The sequence below is a fragment of the Natrinema sp. SYSU A 869 genome, assembly GCF_019879105.1.
GTDB lineage: Archaea > Halobacteriota > Halobacteria > Halobacteriales > Natrialbaceae > Natrinema.
In genome coordinates, this window is sequence record NZ_CP082248.1 from 756347 (window position 1) to 779241 (window position 22895).

General features: G+C 58.0%; 13 protein-coding genes and 6 pseudogenes. 5 read left to right on the top strand and 14 right to left on the bottom strand.

Annotated elements, in window-relative coordinates; all coding sequences use genetic code 11:
* Positions 1-2 precede the first annotated feature (2 nt).
* From K6I40_RS07505 to K6I40_RS07515, 4 genes are all read right to left on the bottom strand, one after another.
* On the bottom strand, positions 3-596 hold the full coding sequence (locus K6I40_RS07505; RefSeq protein WP_222914111.1) for a MaoC/PaaZ C-terminal domain-containing protein: 594 nt from the start codon (positions 594-596) through the stop codon (positions 3-5).
* A gap of 318 nt (positions 597-914) precedes the next feature.
* A complete protein-coding gene (locus K6I40_RS07510) occupies positions 915-1550 on the bottom strand; it encodes a 3-hydroxyacyl-CoA dehydrogenase family protein (RefSeq protein ID WP_255681540.1) in 636 nt (211 codons plus the stop codon).
* A complete protein-coding gene (locus tag K6I40_RS28240) occupies positions 1550-1990 on the bottom strand; it encodes a 3-hydroxyacyl-CoA dehydrogenase NAD-binding domain-containing protein (RefSeq protein WP_255681542.1) in 441 nt (146 codons plus the stop codon). Before K6I40_RS28240 ends, K6I40_RS07510 begins: the two co-directional genes overlap by 1 nt.
* Before the next feature lie 233 nt (positions 1991-2223).
* Complete coding sequence (locus K6I40_RS07515) at positions 2224-3069, bottom strand: VOC family protein (protein WP_222914115.1); 846 nt, start codon at positions 3067-3069, stop codon at positions 2224-2226.
* 172 nt (positions 3070-3241) lie between these two features.
* Between K6I40_RS07515 and K6I40_RS07520 the strand changes: the two genes are divergently transcribed.
* Positions 3242-3958 (top strand): enoyl-CoA hydratase/isomerase family protein, encoded by a 717-nt coding sequence (locus K6I40_RS07520; RefSeq protein ID WP_222914117.1) that lies wholly within the window; start codon positions 3242-3244, stop codon positions 3956-3958.
* On the opposite strand, the gene K6I40_RS07525 is transcribed toward K6I40_RS07520, so the two are convergent.
* The 3 genes and pseudogenes from K6I40_RS07525 to K6I40_RS07535 all read right to left on the bottom strand — a co-directional run.
* The gene (locus K6I40_RS07525) at positions 3955-4920 is read right to left on the bottom strand and encodes a D-2-hydroxyacid dehydrogenase (protein ID WP_222914120.1); all 966 of its coding nucleotides are present in this window, start codon (positions 4918-4920) and stop codon (positions 3955-3957) included. The two genes, K6I40_RS07520 and K6I40_RS07525, sit on opposite strands and share 4 nt — an antisense overlap.
* 146 nt (positions 4921-5066) lie before the next feature.
* Positions 5067-5240 (bottom strand): annotated as a pseudogene (locus K6I40_RS07530) (integrase core domain-containing protein); the annotation flags it as partial.
* A gap of 419 nt (positions 5241-5659) precedes the next feature.
* Positions 5660-6167: pseudogene (locus K6I40_RS07535) on the bottom strand (IS6 family transposase); the annotation flags it as partial.
* A gap of 398 nt (positions 6168-6565) precedes the next feature.
* On the opposite strand from K6I40_RS07535, the pseudogene K6I40_RS07540 reads away from it, so the two are divergent.
* A pseudogene (locus K6I40_RS07540) lies at positions 6566-7395 on the top strand (IS5 family transposase).
* Positions 7396-7982: 587 nt separating this feature from the next.
* Here K6I40_RS07540 and aceB read toward each other — a convergent pair.
* Both aceB and K6I40_RS07550 read right to left on the bottom strand, forming a co-directional pair.
* Positions 7983-9287: a malate synthase AceB gene (aceB, locus tag K6I40_RS07545; RefSeq protein WP_222914122.1), complete on the bottom strand. Its 1305-nt coding sequence runs from the start codon at positions 9285-9287 to the stop codon at positions 7983-7985.
* Positions 9288-9456: 169 nt separating this feature from the next.
* A complete protein-coding gene (locus tag K6I40_RS07550; protein ID WP_222914125.1) occupies positions 9457-10224 on the bottom strand; it encodes an IclR family transcriptional regulator in 768 nt (255 codons plus the stop codon).
* Positions 10225-10366: 142 nt separating this feature from the next.
* On the opposite strand from K6I40_RS07550, the pseudogene K6I40_RS07555 reads away from it, so the two are divergent.
* A pseudogene (locus K6I40_RS07555) lies at positions 10367-11102 on the top strand (winged helix-turn-helix domain-containing protein).
* Between the two features lie 370 nt (positions 11103-11472).
* Here the strand turns inward: K6I40_RS07555 and K6I40_RS07560 are convergent.
* The 3 genes and pseudogenes from K6I40_RS07560 to K6I40_RS07570 all read right to left on the bottom strand — a co-directional run bounded on the left by K6I40_RS07560 (position 11473) and on the right by K6I40_RS07570 (position 13576).
* Complete coding sequence (locus K6I40_RS07560) at positions 11473-11841, bottom strand: VOC family protein (RefSeq protein ID WP_222914127.1); 369 nt, start codon at positions 11839-11841, stop codon at positions 11473-11475.
* A gap of 113 nt (positions 11842-11954) precedes the next feature.
* A pseudogene (locus K6I40_RS07565) lies at positions 11955-12380 on the bottom strand (PPC domain-containing DNA-binding protein).
* Between the two features lie 67 nt (positions 12381-12447).
* Positions 12448-13576, bottom strand: a pseudogene (locus K6I40_RS07570) (phosphate acyltransferase).
* Positions 13577-13761: 185 nt separating this feature from the next.
* Here K6I40_RS07570 and K6I40_RS07575 point away from each other — a divergent pair.
* Positions 13762-16752, top strand: coding sequence for an FAD-binding and (Fe-S)-binding domain-containing protein (locus K6I40_RS07575; RefSeq protein WP_222914128.1), 2991 nt, complete (start codon positions 13762-13764; stop codon positions 16750-16752).
* A gap of 105 nt (positions 16753-16857) precedes the next feature.
* Here K6I40_RS07575 and K6I40_RS07580 read toward each other — a convergent pair whose 3' ends face one another.
* Positions 16858-19599: an LUD domain-containing protein gene (locus K6I40_RS07580; protein ID WP_345779384.1), complete on the bottom strand. Its 2742-nt coding sequence runs from the start codon at positions 19597-19599 to the stop codon at positions 16858-16860.
* Between the two features lie 587 nt (positions 19600-20186).
* Between K6I40_RS07580 and K6I40_RS07590 the strand changes: the two genes are divergently transcribed.
* Positions 20187-21923, top strand: coding sequence for an L-lactate permease (locus K6I40_RS07590; RefSeq protein WP_222914133.1), 1737 nt, complete (start codon positions 20187-20189; stop codon positions 21921-21923).
* Between the two features lie 136 nt (positions 21924-22059).
* Here the strand turns inward: K6I40_RS07590 and K6I40_RS07595 are convergent, their stop codons facing one another.
* The gene (locus tag K6I40_RS07595; protein ID WP_222914135.1) at positions 22060-22653 is read right to left on the bottom strand and encodes a helix-turn-helix domain-containing protein; all 594 of its coding nucleotides are present in this window, start codon (positions 22651-22653) and stop codon (positions 22060-22062) included.
* Positions 22654-22895 lie beyond the last annotated feature (242 nt).

Here is a 22895-nt window from a genome sequence, read left to right on the forward strand (position 1 = left end):
TGTCACGATTCCGACTGGGATTCCACGAGAAGGAGATACTCGCCCTTCACAGCAAGGTCGTCGTTCTGTTTGAACAAGCGCTGTTCCATGGTAATAACGCCGCCGCTGTCGCGTCGTTCTTTGTCCACGATCTCCATCTCGAGATTGACCGTATCGTCGATGAAGACGGGGTTGATGAACCGCAAATTGTCTCGTCCGTATGCTGCAATTATCGCCGGTTCCCACTTGACCCGTTTGAACAGCCCTTCCATGATAACGATCAGTAGCGTGTTTTGAACTAACGGCTGACCGAACTCCGTCTTTTTCATGTACTCTTTGTTCGTATGGAGTTCTCCGTAGCTTCCCGACAAGCCGGCTACTTCGTAAACGTCCGATTCGCTGATCGTTCGGGCAACTTTGGACTCCGTACTGTCACCTACTTCGAACTCTTCGAAATAGCTTTCCGGCATCATCAGTCCGTTCACCGTCTTATTACTTAAATCTACGAGGTGGTAATACCAGGATTCATATGCGAGTTCAAGTAGCACGGGGGTTCCATGGTTCGCGATCATCAGCCCCGAAGCCAATCCCCGCGCAGTGGGTTCCTCGCTTAGCATCCGCTCGCAGAACTCTCCGGCCGCGCTCTGAAGTGTCGGTTAGCGTAATTCATGGCGATCGGCTTCTTTCCCGACGTGTGGCAGTTGACGAGTGACCGCATAGACAGTTCAGTGAGTTCTGTCTACGCCGATCGCTTCCCCCAGAGCCGGTGTTCTGGACCCTGTCTCTCCGAGGACGGTATGACGGTAGTTCCCTCTCAGAACGGTCTTGTGCCGTTCAGTAGAACGTCTCGCCGTTCTTCGCCTTTTCGACGAACAGATCGCAGGGGAGCGTCTTGGCGAGCTTGTCGGTGTCCTCGTGGCAGCTCGCCACCTCGATCAGTTTTTCGAGGGCGATGTCGGCACCGACCTCGTCGGCCTTCTCGAGGGGCCCATCGGCCAGTTACCGCCCAGCCGGGCACCGGTGTCGATATCCTCGACGCTGGCGACGTCGTTCTCGACCATCTTGGCGGCCTCGTTGACGATCGGGGCCCAGACCAACAGCGTGTCGAACTCCTGCCCGGCGTCGACTGAGATTTGCGGTTCGTCGCGCTCGTCGTATTCGTAGAACCCCGCGTCGGCTTTCCGACCGTACCGCTCCTTCTCGTAGAGCTGGTGGAGGAGCGGGCAGACCTCCGTGTCGTAGGACATCGGGCAGTCGTCCTCGAGGTGATCCTGCTCCCCCTCGACGCGGATCTGGATGCCGCCCGTGAAGTCGGCGAGTTCGAACGGTCCCATCGGGAATCCTTTCTTGTATTTCATCGCGGAGTCGATCTCTTCGAAGGAGTGTTCGCCTCGATAGGCCATCCAAGCGGGCCCCTCGCCGTAGGGCCGCATGAGCCAGTTGACGATGAACGAGGAGATGTCCATCTTACAGCGGATCGGTGTCTTCCCGAACGACTCGATGAGCGACTCCGCGGTGTCGGCCACGCTCTCTGGCGTGTGTTCGGTCATGATGACCTCGACGAGCTCCATCAGCATCGGGGGATTGAACCAGTGCGTCCCGACGACCCGTTGGGGTCGTCGGTCGACTTGGCAAGTTCGGTGATGTTGAGCCCAGTGGTGTTCGTCGCGAGGATGGCGTCTTCGGGCGCCGTCTCGTCGAGATCCGCGAAGATGTCCTGCGTGACCGACTGCTGTTCGACTGCCGCTTCGGTGACGAAGTCCGCGTCGACGACGGCGTCGTCGAACTCGGTGGTGAAGATGAGCCGGTCGAGCGCCGCCTCCGTCTCCGCCTCGGTGGCGTCGTCCTTCCCGTAGGACCACTCGATCTCCTCCGCCGCTTCCTCGAGTTGCGACTCGTCGATGTCGGTGATCGCCGTCTCGTAGCCGGCCAGCGCTGCGACGGCGCTGATTCCACGTCCCATCTGTCCTGCACCGATCACTGCCACGGTTTCGATGTCGTCGATACCCACGACAATACCTACGAATATTTCGATTACCTATAAATAGGTATGGCAATGCTACCGCTCTTTGTGACCACTCCAACGGCTCGTCTCGTTCCACTGGAGGATCGCCCCGTCAGTGATAGGTCGATGATTCCGACAGCGACCACCGGCGGCTGTCGGCAGAATACCCGCGATTGCAGGCGCTGTTCGCGTGTCTTCGGACGAATCGGATCGACCGTCCAGATCTCTCTATCGACGACTCAACCGTCGACGATCCCCACTCGTCCCTCTGGGAGATCGATCGGGAGCCATCCGACTCGGCGGTCGAACCACGTAGTCGTTGTCATCGGATCGAACCAGTCGAACGCCCGCTGGTCGGCGGCGAGGAGGACACAACATGGTAAGTCTCCGTACCGGGAGACCCGGTCGTCTAGCCATCCGCTGTCCAGTGGCGCCGCCAGGATCACCGCGCTACCCGGGAAGTAGGCGAGTTCAGCCCCGAGTCCCTCGTCTCGGTCTCGCTTCGGCTCGGAAAGTCCGAACGCGCGTCGATAGCGGTTAGAAGCCTCTCCGAGACTCTCGACTCCGATGACGGCCGCATCGATTCCGGTGACACCGATCTGGTCCGCGCTTTGACCTGGGGTGATTCGTCGATTTCGAGGGGTGAGGTTCTCGATGACGAACGGGAGCGACGTTCCGGGCTCGCCATCGCCGAGATACGCGAGCAGCCAGGCCGCTTGGTTCCCGTTCGGTGTTTCGCGCTCGTGACGATCGGTGACCGCTACCGGAACCTCGCGCGCTCGCATCTGCTCGGCTAGAGATTCTATGCCGGTCGTTTCCAGTGCCCATCCGCACGGCCCTACATCATTGCGGATGAAGTCGGTACGCCTGTCGGGGCAACCGGTCTCAGTCGCTGCGATCAGTTCGATGTAGGACCCGTCCTCGAACCCGATCAGAGAGTTGTGCGTCGCGTCGTGTTCGTGTTCGCCACCGTATTCGGGTACGAGGCCGACATCGGCAAACGCCGTCTCCAGCTCGTCCAGAACCGATCCACCGATCACTACATGATCGACGTAGTGATCACCTAAGCATGCTCGCTCGACCATAGCAAACCATCGACCTCAGTTATCATAAATACTGACCCGGGAACGAGCCGCTTCGTCGCAATTCCGAGCCGAAGCGACGGCTGCGGACTGAGGTTCCACGGCCCGACGGAGGAAACGCGCCGACCTAGATATGGCCCATAAAAATTAACTATCTCCTCGTCGGGAATCGCTTATGACCGTTCTCGAGCGCGAACCGGATGGCGAGATCCTCCGACTGACCCTGTCCCGACCTGAGAAGCTCAACGCGTTGAACGAGAGGTTGCTCTCCGAACTCGTCGAAGCACTCCGCGAGGCGAGTGGGGAGTACACAGTTGTCGTCATCGAGGGAGCCGGTGACGCCTTCACCGCTGGCGCTGACCTCGATGAAGACTCGGTCGGAACGGAACGCATCGGACTGTTCCAAAAAGTCACGCGCGCCGCTCGAGCGTTCGACGGCATCGTCATCGGGAAACTCCACGGATACGCTATCGGCGGCGGGTTCGAACTCACGTTCTCGTTTGACCTGCGGTACGCCCAGGAGAGGACGACATTCCGACTCACCGAGTCAGAGATCGGCGTGACCGTCTCGAATGCGACGTCTCGCCTACTGCCGCTACTGGTCGGCGACGGTCGGGCTCGAGAAATCGTCTTTACGGGCCGTCCGATCGAGGCCGCTGAAGCCGCAGACATCGGACTCGTTTCGGGAGTGTACTCCGAGGGACGACTCGAGGAGGCGGTCCACGATGTCGCCCACGATATCGTCGAGAACAAATCCAGAAAAGCATTGCGCTACAATAAGGATCTCTTCAATAGCGCCGTCACGGTGGACCGCGCTCTGGACTACGAAGAACTGCGAAATGCCAAGCTACGCGAGGAATCCGACGAGTTCTCACAGAGTTCGCCGGACTAGATGACGCGGTTTCGCATCTCGTCGAGGCGGCCCGCTGAGTAGTGGTCGTAGTTCTTTGCAAACAGAACACCACACCCCTGGAGGAACCGGTCGGTCGTTCCACCGGCGTGAGGGGTGACGATTATGTCTTTCGTGTTCCATATCGGCGAGTCGGGCGGGAGTGGCTCTTCCTCGAACACGTCGAGCGCCGCACCAGCGATATAGCCGCGCTGGACCGCGACCGAGACGTGTTGCTCCTCCACGATCTCCCCCCGTGCGACGTTGATCAGGACGGCCGACCGTTTCATCGACTCCGACAGTTCCTTGATCGATATCATCCCCTTCGTCTCGTCAGTCAGCGGACAGGCGATAACGACGTAGTCCGATTTGCCGAGCACAGTATGCAATTCGTCGGGCAGATAAATCTCGTCGACGGAATCGGGGACGTCGCTCAAATCGCGCTTTAGACCGACCACATCCATCCCGAACGCAGTACAGAGCTCTGCGACTCGCCGTCCGATCTGGCCCAGTCCAAGTATCCCGACGGTTTGTCCGTTAAGTTCGCCGCTGAACTGGAGCTGCCATTCCGTCCGCTCTTGGTTGCGAATCGCATGATTGAGATTGCGCTCGAACGCGAGCATGAGACTGAGGGTGTGTTCAGCGACTGCATTACTGTTGGCGCTCGACGCAGTCGTCACGACGACGTCCTCGCGCTGAAGACGATCGAGTGGAAAATGATCGACCCCGGCCGAGAGCGTGTGCATCCATTCCAAGCGCTCAGCGTTGTCGAGGTGGTCTGACGTTGGATGAAGAGCGATGACCGCGTTTGCCGTCCTGATCTTGTCGACACCGTCTGAATAGTTGCCCGCAACTGTCACATCGATATCCGGGTGCCGGTCGACGATCGGCTCGACTAGATCCGCTGTCGTCTCTGGTGTCTCCGAGGGCATACCTGACAGGATTAGCACGTCTATTGGTGACATCCTACATTCCTTTCCACTTAGAGAGTTAAAACTCTCATGTTGCGGAAAGATAGTCGCCTCGTTTGTAATCAGTTTCCGAGGGACGGAACAGCGTCTACTCCTGGAACGCGGTTTGTCCGTCCGCGGTGAGAGACAAGAGGCACTGTCTAGTTCTGAACCTCCTCAACTGGTGTTTTTCCATCGAGAGCTTGATGCGGTCTTTGCTGGTTGTAGTAATGTACGAACTGTTCAAGCCACTCGCGGACGCTAGCCCGACTTCCCACCCACGAGCTATGGAAGCAGTCGACACGCATTTTGAGGGTGTGAAACCACTTTTCGATCTGTCCCGTTTCGAGTATTTAAACTCTACCGATGTACTCTATGTTTAATCTATCAAATAGGGGGTGTATAGAGTCGTTCAGCGACTGCAAGCTCCGTAGAATCTGTTAGAGGGGTTCTTTCCGGCGACGGATAATCAGTTCACGGACCCGTGCTTCGTGGTCTGTACCGCCACGAAAGTAGGCGGTCAGGATCGCTTCAAGATTTCTGACCGGCTAGCTTGCAGATCAACACACTGTTCGGTCAACTCATCCAGTTCGTCTACGAGTTCCTCTGTGACCGCCACCCAAACTCTGTGTTGGGCATTACCTGATGCCTCCTAAGAACGCCTTGCAGCCGCTGCAAAATAATCCCAGCGCCTCAACCGGTTGACAGACTTGCTGTACGACACTACCATATATATACTCGAAACGGGACAGTTTTCGACGTGGTTTCGGTCGGTATAGTTGATCCAACCGCTCAGCCCTAACCGAGAGAGCAGTCCGATAGACGAATTGATCGACGAGAAACTCAGCCTTGGAGAGATCGTGTTTCTCGGTCAATTTATGCAGGAATGCAGCGGCTGGATCGGTTCCCCGCCGTCCAAACACTGCAACATCAAGAATAAGCCGTGAGTCTAGGTCGATTGCAGCGTACACCCAATACCAGTCGCCGTTACTCTTGACAGCGGTTTCATCAATAGCGACCCGCGACGGCGAAGCCAACGGCGGGTCTGGGACGCTGTCAGCCAGCCGATGCACCCAGTACCAGATTGCTTGATGAGTGCGTTCTACGCCAATCAAGCGAAGAATTGCTTGTGTCTCTCGAAGCGAACAACCGGTCGCGTGGAGTCGGACGGCGAACACCCTGACGGGCGTCGCCGTCCGCTCACGCTCTCAAGATCCATCAAATTCCGCTGCGTAGCACTCGCTGAGCAGGTCTGCGAGCATCATTCCAAACTAACTCCACGACCTGCTCGTTCCTCAAACTGGCCTAACTAGACACTGCCGTTATACGCTATATTTTGTTCTGAATAAAGATTTTTGCGCCACATAATACACAAAACAATTAAATCGAGAGTGTTCCAAGCACGTTCTTCAGAAATAGTACAAAAAATGCAATGTCAACAATACCTCATTTTCCGCCAGTGATAGAATATTATTAAACTATAGTTGTCGTCGAACGAACTTGAGCTCAGAAACCAACGGCATGGAAGTCGAGACACCATCGAACACATCTGGAAGAAAATAAGAAGCGAAATAGCTTCATTCGGCTGTGTTGAATCACTAGACAGCGGCGGAATGGTTCGCTAAATCGAAGGTCTTGAAGCGGGAGACTTCAGTTGTTCATGACCCAAATCTCCCGCTTCATTGGGGCAGTTGTGCCGATTGCTCAAACGTTACTGGCGATGGAGACGAATCCGCCGCCCCGAAAGGTGGCGGCGGATTCACCGACTATGCCCTCGTTTCCCTGCATTGTCTGCGGATTTACCTCGATACGTCCTATCGAATGACGATCGATCTGCTGAAGGAAATGCCGCAAATAACAGGGGAGATCGGCCTTGATACGGCCGATCTCCCCGCACCATCTACGCTGTGTAAGGCGTTTGATCGGATCGAGATGAGCGTTTGTCGAGTGTTGCTGTGCCAGTCGGCGCAGCTACACGACCTCTCTGAGCACGCTGCGATCGACGCTACGTTCTATGAGCGAGATCGTGCAAGCCGTCACTACTGTCAACGAACGAATTATCGCGTTCAGACGCTCAAAGTAACCAAACTCGTCGATACAGCAACGCAAGCTGTGCTTGATCTTCACTGCTCGACGACGTTAGAAGGCAGCGACGCAGATCTCTGTGAGCAGATCGCCCGCCGGAACGCGGGCGATCTGCGGTCTCTAGCCGCTGATAAGGGCTATGACAAGCAACAACTCCGCGAACGACTCCGTGAACTCGACATTCGCCCGCTGATCAAACACCGGATCTTCGCTCCGTACGATCACGCACACAACGCCCGTATTGATGAAGATCGGTACGCTCAGCGGTCAATGGCCGAAACCGTCAACTCAGCCGTCAAGCGCTCGCTCGGCTACGCCGTGCGAGCGCGTAGCTGGTATCGAGAGTTCCGTGAAATTTCTCTGATGTGTGTCGTCTACAACATCAAACGTGCCGTCAAACAGTGAAATCTACCGCCTTACAGCGATTCAACAGAGCCCTTCATTCACAAACTACATTGATGACGCTCATACAGAAACTGATGACTAGTGGCTCCGTCCTCACGGTCAGCTAACGGAGTGCTGGCAGTGATTGCGTCGGATAAGATAGATACGAATCGGACAAGAAGAGGTTGAGGACTGCGACGACGGTACCGGCAACTACCATCCAGACGTCGACGACGATCTAGTTCTATCTGTGGAATAACTTTGGTGAACCACCTCGGGGTTACGTGGTTCGAGAGATCAAAGGTCTCTCGTCATCACGAGATGGTTTCGCCGTCTCGGACGACCCCGAGGCACTCGGCTTGTTCCGCCTGTAGAGAAAGACCGGAAGATCAATCTGGGGAACCTCAAGTAGCAGTCATCCACGGTCCTGGCGGCTTCGAGTCTGCTAGCGGAGCAGGGCGAGTGCCCCAGATGGTCCGAGAATCAGAGATTTTCGGGATCTTCAAAAAGAGCACACCGTGTTCGTTTGGATCTCGCGAATCTCTGGTTCGCTTAGTGACGAGATACCAGAGATGTCTCGAATCACGTGACCCGGAAGCGGTTCACTGCTATCCGACGATCATCGCACGGTCGACGATGTCCTCACCGTACATCTCTTCGAGATCCTCGTGCTGGTCAGGACGGTTTTCGTAGACGTCCTGGAACAGGTTGATCGGCGTTTGAGCCGCCTGGTAGGTCGCTTCGTCCCACATGCGGTCGTTACTGATGCTGACCTCGATCCCGTCGATGAGCAGCGTCGCCGACTGCTCCATCGCGATGGCACCCCGGCCAGCCTCTTTGGCTGCCTCGAACTCCTCCATCGAGTCGACGATGTCGATCATGCTCGGGATGTAGTCGGCCAAGTCGAGCAGCTCCTGCTCCAGTTCGTCTGCATCGAGTTCGCGCTCGTCGCCATTGATACGGAGTCGGTACTGGTCGTCACCAGTCTCCTCGAGTTCGATATCGTCGCCGTGGTACACGTAGCGGCCGTCTTCCTCGTCGAGTTCGACCTCGCGGCCATCAACATCGAGGAGCCAGCTACCGGTTTTCGGCGGTAGCGGTGACTTGTTCGCTTCTTCGACCTGCCCGGGGGTCAGCGACCAGATGCCGAGCATCCCCTTCGCCTGATTGTCTATCATCCGCTCGTGGTAGCCCTCGACATCCCTGATGTCGTCGTATGGACCGTCGACCGCGATGAGACCGTTCGCACTCGCACCTCGAGAGGTGTTGTGGCGGAGCTCCGGCCACGGCGGCAGCTTACCGGTCGGTGTCATCGCACGCATGTCCTTCGTATAGTCGACTTCCCCGTCTACGAGGAGGAACATACGCTCAAGGTTGTTCGCGGGCTTGCCCATCTCGTCGCGGAGATCGCCCATCGCCAGCTCGGCCTCTCCGCTCTCGACGATGACCGACATGGCCAGAGTTCCCTCCTCGAGGCCATGTTCGTTCTCGACGATGGTCAGGAACTCGTCGGCCTTCTTCCAGTCGTCGATGTCACCGACTTCGGGAATGACGAAGCCGTCGATGTGTTCGACCGCTCCGTTCTCGGGGTCGGCGATTTCCAGAATGCGCTGGAAGCTCTGATATCGGGTACTGGGGCTTTCTCTGTGCCAGACGACGCGGGGATGAATCTCGCCCGGGAAATCGGCCCCGTGTTCCGAGACCACGTCGATGATGTTCTGGGCACCTTCGCCGCGCATCGACGGAGCCGTCGCGTCCTCGTTGTCAGGCACCCACACGTCAGGTGCCTGTATTCCGCGGAGCTGGACTGCACGCTCCAGCATCTTGGCCGAATTGTCTTCTCCTTCTACGGCAGTCGGAGTAGTAAAGAAGGTTCGCACGAACTCTCGATCATGCTGTCGTTGCATATTCATAAGTCCATCCGAGTATATTCATTTCCGATATTAAAGTGTTTGGTGAGGGGCTCGGCTACCGGCAAACCAGAACACGAACGGGGACAGCAAGAAGATGAGTGGAATCTCGCACAGGACCTCGAATGCGACACCACCTAAAGCGGTCAGCGGCCATTCCTGTGGTAACGAATCAGAGATTGTACTTGTTGAGTTCGATTACATTCGCTACTCGACAGAGCTGATCGACGAACTCGTTCGATTCCCAAGCATCGTCGATTCGAGCGGTCGGGCCCGAGATGCTGATCGCTCCAATGACATCGGAATCGAATCTGATCGGCGCGGCGATACAGCGAAGCCCCTCGAGGCGCTCTTCGTCGTCGACCGCGAAGCCACGGTCACGTGTTCGCTCTAATTCCTCGAAGAGTTCGTCGCGGGACGTTATCGTCTGCGGGGTAACCTCCGGCAATCCCTGCTGATCGATGATTTCCTCGACCCGGTCCGACGGAAGGTGAGAAAGAATCGCTTTGCCGAACGCCGTACTGTGCATATGGTGTCTACACCCTACGTACGTATCCAGTTCGACCGCGCGCTCACCCTTCGCCCGACAGAGATAGACCCCCTTCCCGTCCTCTTCGACGACGAGGTGCACTAACTCTCCCGAGACGTCCGCCAGTTCCTGGATCTTCGGTTCGGCAACTTTGTAGACGTCTATCTCGCTCCGTATCTGACCGCCGATGTCGAGGAATTTGAGACCGAGACGGTAGGCTTTGGTTTCGGAGTTCTTGACCACGTATCCGTGCTCCTCGAGCGTGGTCAGATGGTTGTGGATAGCACTCTTCCCCATCTCGAGTTCGCTGGCTAACGTCGTGACCCGTGCCTCGCCCAACCGATTGAGCTCACTAATAAGTCGCAACGATTTCTCGGTCGTCCGAACGGGGTTTTTGGCCCGATTTTCCATACACGATCGTATTCTAGCCGAATTCATAAGTCTTGTTCCCTCATAGAAAACGAAATCCGGGGAGGCAAGGATTCGTCTCCTAGGTGAGACGACCTGATACTATCAGCTGAAAATTTTTCAAAGAGGCGTACATTGTTCTGATATGGCCTCTCTCGACAACATCTCTACCGAAGACTCCGCCAAGTCTTGGCGGAAGTCGAGGAAAAGAAGCTGTCACAGCGGCTGATGGCGGCAATCAACTACATCGAAGAAGACGGTGCGACGCTAGAAGAGGTCGCTGAACGCTATGGATATACTGCTGGCTGGCTCTCGCGGTAGCTTGATCGACTCGAACGGCTCGTTGGTGAGCCGTTCGAGGAGGGCGTCTACGACGAACACCGTTCAGGAAGGCCCTCAGAACTCTCCGACGAAGAGTACGAACGGTTCGTTGAAGCACTCCACAAGTCTCCAGAAGAGGTTGGATTTGACGCGCCTGCATGGTCTGTTCCACTAGCTCGTCACTATCTCTCCGAGGAATTCGACGTTGACTACTGCGAGCGTCATGTTCGACGAGTGATGACCGAGGCCGGGCTGTCCTGGAAGACAGCTCGGCCGGAGTTTCACAAATCCGATGAGCGAGCACAGGAAGCGTGGCAGGACCATCCTTTTACTCAGCGAACGAGTGGATGAAGCCTTCATGAGGCGATCCAGTGCTTAACCGAACACCGATTCTTCCGCGGGGTTCAGCTCCGGTGAGCCCCGCGGAAGAGTGCTGGCGGCAACTCGATCAATCACTCGACAACCGCCTATTCGAAACGCTTGACGAACTTCGTGATGCTGCTCTCTGCGCACTCGATGACATCAACGTTCCAGATATCTTTACGTACTTATGTCCGTGAGTATGAGTACAGGTGGTTCCACATCGACCACAGTGCGAGTGCTACTTGGAATAGAGACCAGCTTATTCTGATATAGAGAACAGTAGCCCCCGTGCCGACTTTTCTTTTTCCGTTCACTGGTGAAAACCGCTCCAAGAATTACGTACATATGAGTGTAAAATTCGGGAGAGTATCCGGTGAGGTGAGGCTCGTTCTAACATAGAGAACAAATGTGTGGGTGAAAGTACCAACCTGACCGGATAGTGGATACCCGAGTCAACTTCGTCGGAAGAGTGGCGATCAAGCAGAACCCACGTTACAGCTGCTCGGTTTCCGCTGTCAGGCGAAATAGGCAGCGTTTCGAAAACCCGCGATTCGTGGTGGACCGGATCTACTCTAACAGTTCGACCAGTTCAACCTTCCGTCCGTCCGGATCGTAGACGAACGCCGTCCGGGCACCCGCTTCGGGCTGATCGCCCGGTTCCTCTATGACGCCGTAGTGGTCGATCGATTCGAAGACGTCATCGACGTCGTCAACGCCGATAGCGAGATGGTCCCACGCCGTCCCCTGCTCGAACTCCGCATCGTCCGTGGTATCCGAGAGCTGGAGTTCGGTCCCGGTTTCGTCCGCAATGTACCGGTTTTGCGTTTCCCCGTCCAGAGTTTCGAACTCCCAGCTCTCCTCAAAGCCAAATTGTTCGTAAAATTCGATGGTCTCGTCAGCATCGGCGACATTGATATTGATATGGATAAGCTCCATGTCCTACGTCCTGATACTCAACCTATTAAGTTCATTGGGTATCGGCCGTCCAAAGACCGGTCGGAGCAGTCGCCGGGCGACGAGTTCGAATCGGTAGTTCGGCTCTTCCGGCACTACTCATTGAGCCAGAGGTCCAGGCCCGTCGGTTCGTGCGGTGTCTGGACCAACGGCTCCTCGAACGCTCGGAGGTAGAGTTCGCCGGCGAAGACGGTCGCCGAATCGAGGTAGCCCACGAGCGTTTCGCCATCCCGCCGCGAAAGGACGACGTGAGTGTGCGCAAACACGTCGTCATTGAGTATCGATACGTTACCGACGCAGGCCGCAACTTCCAGCGGTTCGTCGAATGTTACTGGCCCGTACTCCTGTTAGTCCTGATCGTAGAACCAGATCTCGGCGTCTTGAACCGCACCCATCGCATTGAATCAGCCCGCTTCGATGTTCTCCTCGCGTGCCAAGTCCTCGATTTCGGTTCGCCAGTCGCTTCCTGTTTCGAGTCGTGCCATGTACTCTCGTATCGAATCGACTTGCTGGTACTCCATACCGTACTTCGTAGACAGTTCCGCAAAAAGATTGGGGTCGAACCGTTTCTAAAAACCGATTCTTCGATCAGGTCTCCGTTCGCTGGGCGTCCACGACGGCGACCGCAGCGAGATTGACGATATCTTTCACCTCGTCGCCGCGCTGCACGACGTGAACCGGCTTATCCATACCGACGAGAATCGGACCGATCGCTTCGGCTCCGCCCAGGCGCTGCAAGAGCTTGTAGCCGATGTTGCCGGATTCGAGATTCGGGAAGACGAGGACGTTCGCCAGTTTTTCGAGTTCGGAGAAGCCGTAGGCCCCGTTCAGCATCTCCTCGACGACGGCGGTGTCCGCCTGCAACTCGCCATCGCGAAAATGATTGGCTCCTCCGCCATCGATCGGACCATCTCTCGGGAAACGATTCCACCAGCCGAGAGCCCGACGAACACGTCTGCCCCTTCCATCGCATCGGCGAGCCCTCCTTCTGGAAGGTCGCGTGCGAACTGGCGCTTGTACTCGTTCACTTCGGCCCCACGAGATTCGGTGATGATCCCCGTAGAGTCACACATCGTGATGTTTTCCGGATCGACACCAAGCGAGACGTAAAATCGGGCCGTCGCGATAGCGCTTGCCTCCGCCCCCGAGAACACGACATCTAGCTCCTCGAAACTCTTTTCAGCGATCTCGACTGCGTTCAACAGTGCGACCCCGCTAATGATCGCGGTGCCGTGTTGGTCGTCGTGAAACACCGGAATCGACATCTCCTGCCGGAGTCGTTCCTCGATCTCGAAGCACTCCGGCGCTTTGATATCCTCGAGGTTGATACCGCCGAAGGTCGGTTCCATCGCTTTCGTCGAACTGATTATCGCCTCCAGATCATCGAGATCAAGTTCAATGTCGAAAACGTCGATATCAGCGAATCGCTTGAAAAGGACACCTTTTCCTTCCATGACCGGCTTCGAGGCCTGTGCACCGATATCACCGAGTCTGAGCACGGCCGAGCCGTCCGAAATTACGCCGACGAGATTCCCTTTTGCTGTGTAGGTGTAGGCATCGGTCGAATTCTCGTCGATCGCACGACACGGGCTGGCAACGCCGGGAGAGTACGCCAATGAAAGGTCTCACTGCGTATTGGTCGGTTTGGTAGTCGTGATCTCGGTTTTCCCGGTGGTTCCGACTCGTGGTAGTCGAATAATCCGTCTTCTAACGACATATTAATGTTTTTAACAAACACTATTTTAAAGATATTGTCGCCCGAGAATAGGTTGACTAGTGGTACTGAGTGAAGCGGATACCGACCAGAGCGTTTCGTTCGTCAAATTCTAATCTTTTACCATTAATACTAAATAGAGAATATAACGAGAGTATTTATAATGATCGATGTTGTAAATGTATACAATGGCCGTTGAAAAGCCGCTAGATGACCTGAGTAGTTACGAGGAGTTCCGAAACACGCTCGATCACGACTACAGCGACGTAAGCGAGTACACAGAACTCGCGGCGGATCTTCGGTCAGCCGTCGAGGGGGAGGTGCGCTTCAACGAATACGCACAGGTGTTGTATGCAACCGATGGCAGTATTTATCAAGCTCGACCTGCGGGCGCCGTTCTCCCTCGCAACGCTGAAGACGTACAGAACGCCGCTCGTGTTGCGGCCGAACACAACGTTCCGATCATGGCACGCGGGGCCGGTTCGTCGCTGGGCGGACAGACGGTCGGACCTGGCTGTGTCGTCCTCGACATGACCACGTATATGGACGATATTCTCGAGGTCGACGTCGACCGGCAACGTGCGCGCGTCCAACCGGGAGTCGTCCAAGACGACTTCGACGACCACGCCGAACAGTACGGGCTCAAGTTCGCCCCCGATCCCGCGTCGTCGAATCGCGCGACGATCGGAGGTGGAATCGGGAACAACTCGACCGGAGCCCACTCGGTTCGGTACGGCATCACCGACGCCTACACGGAGGAGCTAGAAGTCGTCCTCGCCGACGGCTCGCACATTCGTACTCGCGAGGTCGTACTCGACTCCGAGGAGTGGGACGAGATCGTCTCGACGGAGGATCAAGAGGCCGCGATTTACCGAACCGTTCGCTCGCTGGTCGAGGAGAACGCCGACGAAATCGAGGAGCGATACTCGGATCTCAAGCGTAACGTCTCGGGATACAATCTCGACAGGGTGATCTACGAAAACGAGGATGGCGAGGAGGTCATCAACCTCTCGAAGCTGTTCGTCGGCGCCGAATCCACCCTCGGCGTCGTCGTCGAAGCCGAGATCAGTCTCGTGTCGCTTCCCGAGGAGACGGCGCTCGTCCTCTACTGTTTCGAGGATCTCATCGACGCGCTCGAGGCGGTCCCCGAAGCCCTCGAGTTCGATCCCAGTGCGGTCGAGCTGATGGACAGCGAAGTGTTCAGGCTCGCACGGGGATCGGAGCAGTTCTCCCGCTACGAGGAGCCGATCCCCGACGGGACGAACGCGGCGCTGATGCTCGAGTTCGATTCCGAACTCTTCGACGACCTCGAGGAGCCGATCGGTCGGACGAACGCCCACTTCGTCGACGAGGGCGACGCCTTCGAAGCCCTCGAGGCGTACACAGAAGAGGATCAAACGAAGCTCTGGAAGCTCCGCAAGGCAGCCATTCCGCTGTTGATGAGCCTCGAAGGCGATCCGAAACCGTACCCGTTCATCGAGGACGCCACCGTTCCGCCGGAGGAGCTCGCCGAGTACGTCCAGAAGTTCATGGACGTCCTCGAGGACCACGATACCTCCGCCGCCTACTTCGCTCACGCGGGTAGCGGGACCCTGCACATCCGGCCCATCCTCAACCTGAAAGACGACGAGGGGATTCAGAAGATGCAGTCGATCACCGAGGACGTGACCGACCTCGTCCTCGAACACAACGGATCGTTCTCCGGCGAACACGGCGACGGGCTCGCGCGGACGGCGTTCAATCCGAAGATGTACGGCGACGACCTCTGGGAGGCGTTCAAGGAGGTCAAGTCCGTCTTCGACCCCGACTGGCGTATGAATCCGGGGAAGGTCGTCTACACCGACGAGAACCCGACAGATATGCGCGACAACCTGCGGTACGGGGACAGCTACTCGTCAATCGAGCCCCAGACGAAACTCGACTTCTCCGACGAGGGCGGGTTCTCGCAGTTGGTGGAACTGTGTAACGGCTGTGGGACCTGCCGACAGACCGACGACGTGATGTGCCCGACCTACCGCGGGATGAAAGACGAAATCGCGACGACACGCGGCCGTGCGAACATGCTCCGTGCGGCTATCTCGGGCGAGATCCCCGAGGAAGAGATGTACTCCGAGCGCTTCCAGGAGGAAGTGCTCGATCTCTGCGTCGGTTGCAAGGGGTGCAAGAGCGACTGTCCAACCGGCGTCGACCTGGCGAAGCTCAAAGCGGAAACCAAGCACCAGTACCACGACCGCGAGGGAATCGGGCTGCGAGAGCGACTGTTCGGCAACATCGATACCGTCTCGAAGATCGGGAGCAAACTCGCACCGCTCGCGAACGCTGGACAGAAGCTGCCGGGAAGCCGCGTCGTGATGGAAAAAGTCGCCGGCATCGCCCCCGAGCGGACGCTTCCCTCGTTCGAGAGCGAATCGCTTCAGGAGTGGTTCGCCCAGCGCGGATCGCGGGTGAGTCCGGAGGAGGCAGATCGGAAGGTGCTGCTGTTCCCCGACACCTACACGAACTACAACCACACTCGCCCTGGAAAAGCCGCCGTGCGCGTACTCGAGTCGGCGGGCGTCCACGTCGAGATCCCCGACGACGTCGCCCCGAGCGGCCGCGCAGCGTTCTCAGTGGGAATGCTCGACGAGGCTGAAGAGCGCGCGCAACGGAACATCGAGCTGTTCACCGAATACATCGAAGACGGCTACGAGATCATCGCCGTCGAACCGTCCGACGCGGTGGTGTTCCAGGACGAGTATCTCGACTTGGTGAACACGCCGGCGGCGGAAACGGTGGCAGCTCACGCCTATGGCGTCAGCGAGTACATGGACGCGTACCGACTCGTCGAACAGCTTCCCCTCGACGAGACGGACGAAACCCTCGCGTACCACGGCCACTGCCACCAGAAATCGACCGGCAAGGACCACCACGCCGTCGGCGTGCTCCGTCGCGCCGGCTACGCGGTCGACCCCATCGAGTCCACCTGCTGCGGGATGGCCGGCTCGTTCGGCTACGAGGCCGAGCACTACGATCTCTCGAAGTCGATCGGCGAGCGCCTTTACGAGAAGCTCGACGAGAGCGACGGGACGCCGGTCGCGCCCGGCGCGTCCTGCCGGAGTCAGATCAACGATCGCGAGACGCGAGACGAGAAGCCGCCGCACCTGATCGAGAAGGTGAACGAGCTGCTCACGTCCTCGTAGTCGCGTTCCCGATTCCGGAATCGATTCGGGTGATTGGGGTTTGGATGCGTGGTGGCGGAATTTTTCGGTAGAAAGCGTCGAAACCCGGAACGGCACTAGTCCTCGTTAGCGGTCGATCCGTCGCCGTGGGTCGAGTAGCTCCACCGGGTGAACCGCATCGCGGTCGAGCAGTGAACCGAGCTGGTCCTCACAGGAGGTCCCGCTGGCGACGACGATCCGGTCCTGCGCCTCGGGCTCGGTGAATTGCTCGCGGAGGCGGTCACCGACGTCCATGCTTAGCTCGTAGTATTCGGACTTGTACCCGAAGCTCCCGGCCATTCCACAGCACTCGACGTCGCTCTCGAGGACGTCGTATCCCACTTCCTCGAGCACGGTCGTCGTGTACGGTTCGAGTCCGAGGGTCCGCTGCTGGCAGTGGGAGTGATAGGCGATTTCTGCGTCGCCGGTCGGGAGCGTGTCCGCGTCTGCCCCGTTTTCGAGGCAGCCGTAGACGTACTCGAGTATCTCGTAGCTACCGTCGCGCAGGCGTTCGAACGACGCCTCCGGCAACAACTTCTCGTACTCCCGGTGGAACATCGCGAGGTCCGACGGCTCGATGACAACCACGTCGCGGTCCGCATCGAGGTGTTCGACGAAGGAAGCGTAGACCCGACTGGCTCGCTCGTCTGCAGTGTCGATCATCCCCTGTGAGAGCGGGGCTCGACCGCTCTCGGCCACGTCAGGGATACGAACGTGAACGTTCAGGCGCTCAAGGACGCGAACGGTTGCTTTGCCGCGGTCGACATCGATGTGGTTGGTGTAGGTGTCGGGGTAGAGGACAACCTCCCGATCCGCGTCGGCCGCGTCGATCCGCGGACCCCGCTCTTCGTACCAGTCTCGAAGCGTCTCGCGCTGGAACGTCGGAAGTTCGCGCCGGCCGTCGACGCCGGCGATTCGCTCGAGCATCTTTCTGGCTGGTCGAGAGGAGGCGAGCCAGTTGGAGACGGGTGCGGTGGCGCTCCCGAGTTTCGCGAGCGTCTCGTAGTTGCCGAACAGCCGTTTTTGGAGATCGATCCCGCCCGACTCTTCGTCCGGGACGAGTTCCTCATAGAGGAAATTGAACTGCCCTTCCTCGGCTTCGCCGTTGAGCCGGTCTCGAACGACGGTGTTGATCCAGGGAATGTCGATCTCGACTGGGCATGCATCGACACAGCGCGAACAGCCCGTACAGAAATCGTTGAATTCGGCTGCGCTGTCGTAGCCGTGGACGCCGGCTTCCCACCCCGTCGCGATGCCGCCGGAATAGGTTTCGCCGCCGAACGCGTGGCCCCCGACTGACTGGAAGTTTGCACACGAGTTCGCACACGCCGAACACCGGATGCAGTACAGCGTCTCCCGGAGCTGGTCGTCCTCGCGCATCTCCATCCGACCGTTATCGATCAACACGAGGTGGAACTCGCGGTCGTCGTCGCGGTCCGCGAAGGCGACGTCCGGTTCCTCGAAGTCCACGACGGGCGACTCGACGGGCGGTGTCAGCAGCGAAATGTAGGACGTGATGTCTTGGCCCGTTCCCGAGCGACCGATCAGTTCGATGAACGGCGAGAGATCCTCGACGCTAGGAACGATCTTCTCGACGCCCGCAACGGCGACGTGCGTGTCCGGGACGACGGCGGTCTTCCGGGCGTTGCCCTCGCTCGTGACGAGTGCCATCGTCCCCGAGTCCGCAGTGATGAAGTTCGCGCCTGTCATCCCAATGTCCGCCTCCCGGATGAGCCCACCTAACTCCTCGCGGGCGAACGCCGTCAGCTCCTCGGCGGTCTCGAGCGGTTCGTCCGGGTCGAACTGCTCGTTGAACAGCCGGGCGATGTCCGCCTCTGACCTGTGGATCGCGGGCGCGACGATGTGTGACGGTGCTTCGTCGGCTACCTGCAGTACCCACTCGCCGAGATCGGTCTCGACGACGTCGACGCCGTCCCCTTCGAGCGCCTCGTTGACCTCCAGTTCCTCGCTGGTCATCGACTTCGATTTGACGAGCCGGTTGGCGTCCCGCTCGCGCGCGACCTCCCTGATATACCGGTTGGCGTCGGCGGCATCGTCGGCGAGGTAGACCGTTCCCCCGTTCCCCTCGACAGTCGCGGTCAGTTCGTCGATCAGGTCCGGCAATCGCTCGATGGCTGTTTTCTTGATCGCGCGCGCCTCGGATTTGAGCGACTCGTAGTCCTCGAGGTCGGCCACCGACTCGTATCGTCCCTGATTGAATCCCAGCGTGTTCTCCTCGACTGCCTCCCCCTCCGTCTCGAGTAGATGACGAATGTGGGCTGCTTTCGAACGGCGAGTGTCTGAGTCACTCATCGGACTCACCGTCCGCGAGCAGGACGACGTGGACCGCTTTCGGACCGTGAGCGCCCCGAACGAGCGACCCATGTCGGCGGTGGCACTCGGTCCCGTCGCGACGATTGCACTTCCTCCGTCGCGCAACGCCGGGCCGAGTCGATTGATCGCCGTCGGCATATCCGAGACGAGATCCGATTCTCGAAGGATCGGAACGTGTAGATCCGGAAAGAGGCTGACCTGTTCGCTCCCGTCCGGCTTCGCGGGCAAGACGACGCTGCCGTACTCCGCGATACCGAGCGAGGCCGCCGTAACGCTCGTACTCGCCGCCTCGAGCGTTGCCGGCGTCGGCGAGTCATCGATCCAGTCGGGGAGGGACGCCTCCTCGAAGGGAAGCGACGTCCCGATGACCGGCTCGCTAACGATCGACTCGAGCGTGGACTCGAGGCCATCTGAGTCGCTGTGAGTCACAGGCACGTCGAGATCAGCGAGTGATACCTCGAATCGATCCCGGTTGATCACTGTGTCGGCGGTCATATTCGATGCTTCGAGGCCGGCCATTTCACTGTTCTGTTCGTTCACACGTCGTCCCGAGCGAACGTCGATGCTGCAATCAGGTCCGATCGGACTTCACCGGTACTGTATTGCACTGCCGATGGTCACCCTCCAATCAAACGCCCAGTGTACACGAATGAAAAAGGCCAATTCATACGTGTGTATTCGAAGTACAAACCGGTGTACTGCTGTCGATTGATACCGATATCGCCAGAATTCGGGCACTTTCTAGACACGATCCGACCGTGTGGAGGGACGGGCAACAGTGGGCACGATAGACGGCTGTTTTGTCTGCCAGAAGTGTCTACTAGTCAGACAGTGGAGAGAATTATGGGATTTATGTTTATTTTAGACCATTATCGCCATATCTGACCACTTAATAGCCATGAAGATAGAATTTTCCAATAATATCTAATCCCATCGGTGTCAATTGGCGAGCGATGTGTGTTAACGGTCGACAATTATAATACCAAATGATTGATTTCTTACCATGCCAGATTCGGTCCAATATGGCATCGGGATAGTGATCGGGTTGTCAACAATAGAACGTCACGCGGGAGGTGATCGGAATGGCGACTGCCGTTGAGCTCTTGTTCGCTGCGACACCACTCCTGCTCGCGGGTGTACTTCTCGTCGGGTTGTTATGGCCGGCAACACGAGCGATGCCGATCGCGTACGTTGCCGCGCTGGCCGTCGGCTATTTCGTCTGGGGCATGCCAACAGACTACCTTATCGCCGCATCGGCAGCCGGTGCGATGACGGCGATCCAGATCCTCTGGATCGTCTTCGGCGCGTTGCTCCTCCTGTATACACTAATGCAGGCCGGCGCGTTCGATCGGATCAACCAAGGGTTCGCGACGATCAGCGACGATCGCCGAGTACAGATCATCCTGCTCGGGTTCTTCCTCGCAGCGTTCATCGAGGGAGCGGCTGGCTTCGGAACGCCAGCTGCAGTCGTCGCACCGCTCCTGTTAGCACTCGGATTCCCGGCTCTTGCCGCCGTGATCGCTGGACTAGTCGGTCACGTCCTCGCCGTCACGTACGGTGCGGTCGGGACGCCGATCGTTATCGGCATCCAAGATCCACTCGGATCGACTGAGGCGACGAGTACGGCAATCACCGAGGGCGGATTCACCATCGAACAGTATTCCCTCGAGGTCGCGATCTGGGCGGCGACCTACCACACCCTTATCGGATTCGTCATGCCGCTGTTCGCGGTCGGGATGGTCGTCTACTTCTTCGGCGATACGGAAGAGCGAAGCCTCGAGCCGGCGTGGGAGGTCGCACCGCTGTGCCTGTTCTCCGGGATCTCGTTCGTCATCCCTTACTGGTTATCGGCACAGATTAGCGCCGAGTTCCCCAGCTTGATAGGCGCGATGGTCGGCGGTGCAATCGTCGTCACCGCGCTGAAGGCCGGATACTTCGTGCCGGACGAAGAATGGGACTTCCCGGACCGCGAGGAATGGCCCGCACACTGGGTCGGAACGATCGAGCCCGGTCAGGCCAACGCACCCGGCGTTGGCGGCAGCACTGGCGACCCAGCCGCGGCCGATGGCGGTGTCGCTTCGGAGAACATGTCCCTTCTCCGCGCCTGGGCGCCGTACATTTTGCTCGTCGTCTTGCTCGTCATCACGCGGGTCGTCGATCCGCTTCCCTCGGTCCTACAGCAGTTCGGTACTCAGTGGACCAATATCCTCGGAACAGGCCTTAGCGGAGGTGTCGACTGGCTGTACGTTCCGGGCTTCTGGCTGTTCGTCTGCGCGCTGATCGCGATTCCGCTGTACAACATGTCCGGTCAAGAGATCAAATCCGCGTGGTCGGAAGCGGGGCAGAAGCTCGTCGCCCCCCTGATCGCGCTCCTGTTCGTCATTGCGATGGTGCAGGTGATGCTCCAGTCCGGTGCTCACGCGGATGGCACTGAGAGTATGATCTTCGTATTGGCGCAGGCGACGGCTGACATCGTCGGCCCCGCTTACCCGTTCATCGCTCCGCTCATCGGTGCACTCGGCGCCGCTATGGCCGGCTCGAACACAGTGTCGAACATTACCTTCGGCGGGTTCCAGTTCGAGGCTGCATCACAGCTCGGACTGCCGACCCAACTCATCGTCGGCGCCCAAGCCGTGGGTGGTGCCATCGGAAACCTCGTGGCCATCCACAACGTGGTAGCCGCGCTGGCGACGGTCGGCCTCGTCGGCAGCGAGGGGCGAGTCATGCGGTTGAACCTGATCCCGCTCATCTACTACGCTGTCGGGGTCGGTCTCGTCGCAACCATCTTCAGCTACCTGGTCTTCCCGGGACTCTTCTAATCTAGTCTGAGCCGGGTTTTCCGTTCTCGAGTCGAGAATGGTTATTTCCGCGCGGATAGATCTGTTCTCACCCGAATGAGTCAACCGTTCCTCCGATCTCCCGTCGCAGGATTGGACTACGATGCTGCAGCTTGGCTCAGCCGAGGGTTGGTTTGAATCGATCGCTACCGAGGAAGGTCCAGATGTTACCCCGCTCTTCCAGTGGATCCACTCCCGGGAGGTCTTTCAGCGCAGGCTGGATCGCGTTCCACCATCCCTCTTCCGTCTCGAATTCGGCGGGGTAATCCGGGTACACGTTCTCGAGGAAGTCGGACTTGCGCGCACTGGGATTGGTGATGAGATAGTCGTACGCTGCGAGCAGTGCATCTCGCCTCGCTTCGAGAGTCGAACCCGATCCGGGCAGATCGATCTCATCCATCGCATCCTGTATCGGGTGCGGTGAAGCCTCCAGATCGCTTCTGCTCGACGCGGGTTCGGTTCCCGTTTCGATCGGCACCCACCAGACCCGTCCGCTCGCACCGATCTTTCGCGTCTCGAGGATTCCCTCGTCAACGAGTGTATTCAGCTTGTTGTGTGCCGTTCGGCGGGAACAGTCCAACGATTCTATGATGTCGTCTGCGGTGAGAGGGCGGCCGAAATCGTCCCGTTCTTCGAATACTTCTCGAGCGGCTTTCGCTGGGATACGATCGGCGTACTGACCGTGGCTGTTTCGCTCTCGGTCGTTCCCCATATGACATACCATTACACACAACTGCAAATACCTTTGCACTTGACTGTCTCCACTCCCGACGTAACCCTCTCGTTCTGAAAACGAATCTCCGAGCAGAACTCCGCCGAGCCTTCTGACGCAACAAAGCGTGTTAATTTCCAGAAATTATATTATACCAAATTAACCCAAATTATATCTGGGTTATTTTCCCAAGGTATAATATGGCATGATCGCACCAAGGGAGGAACAATGCGGAGGTCCCC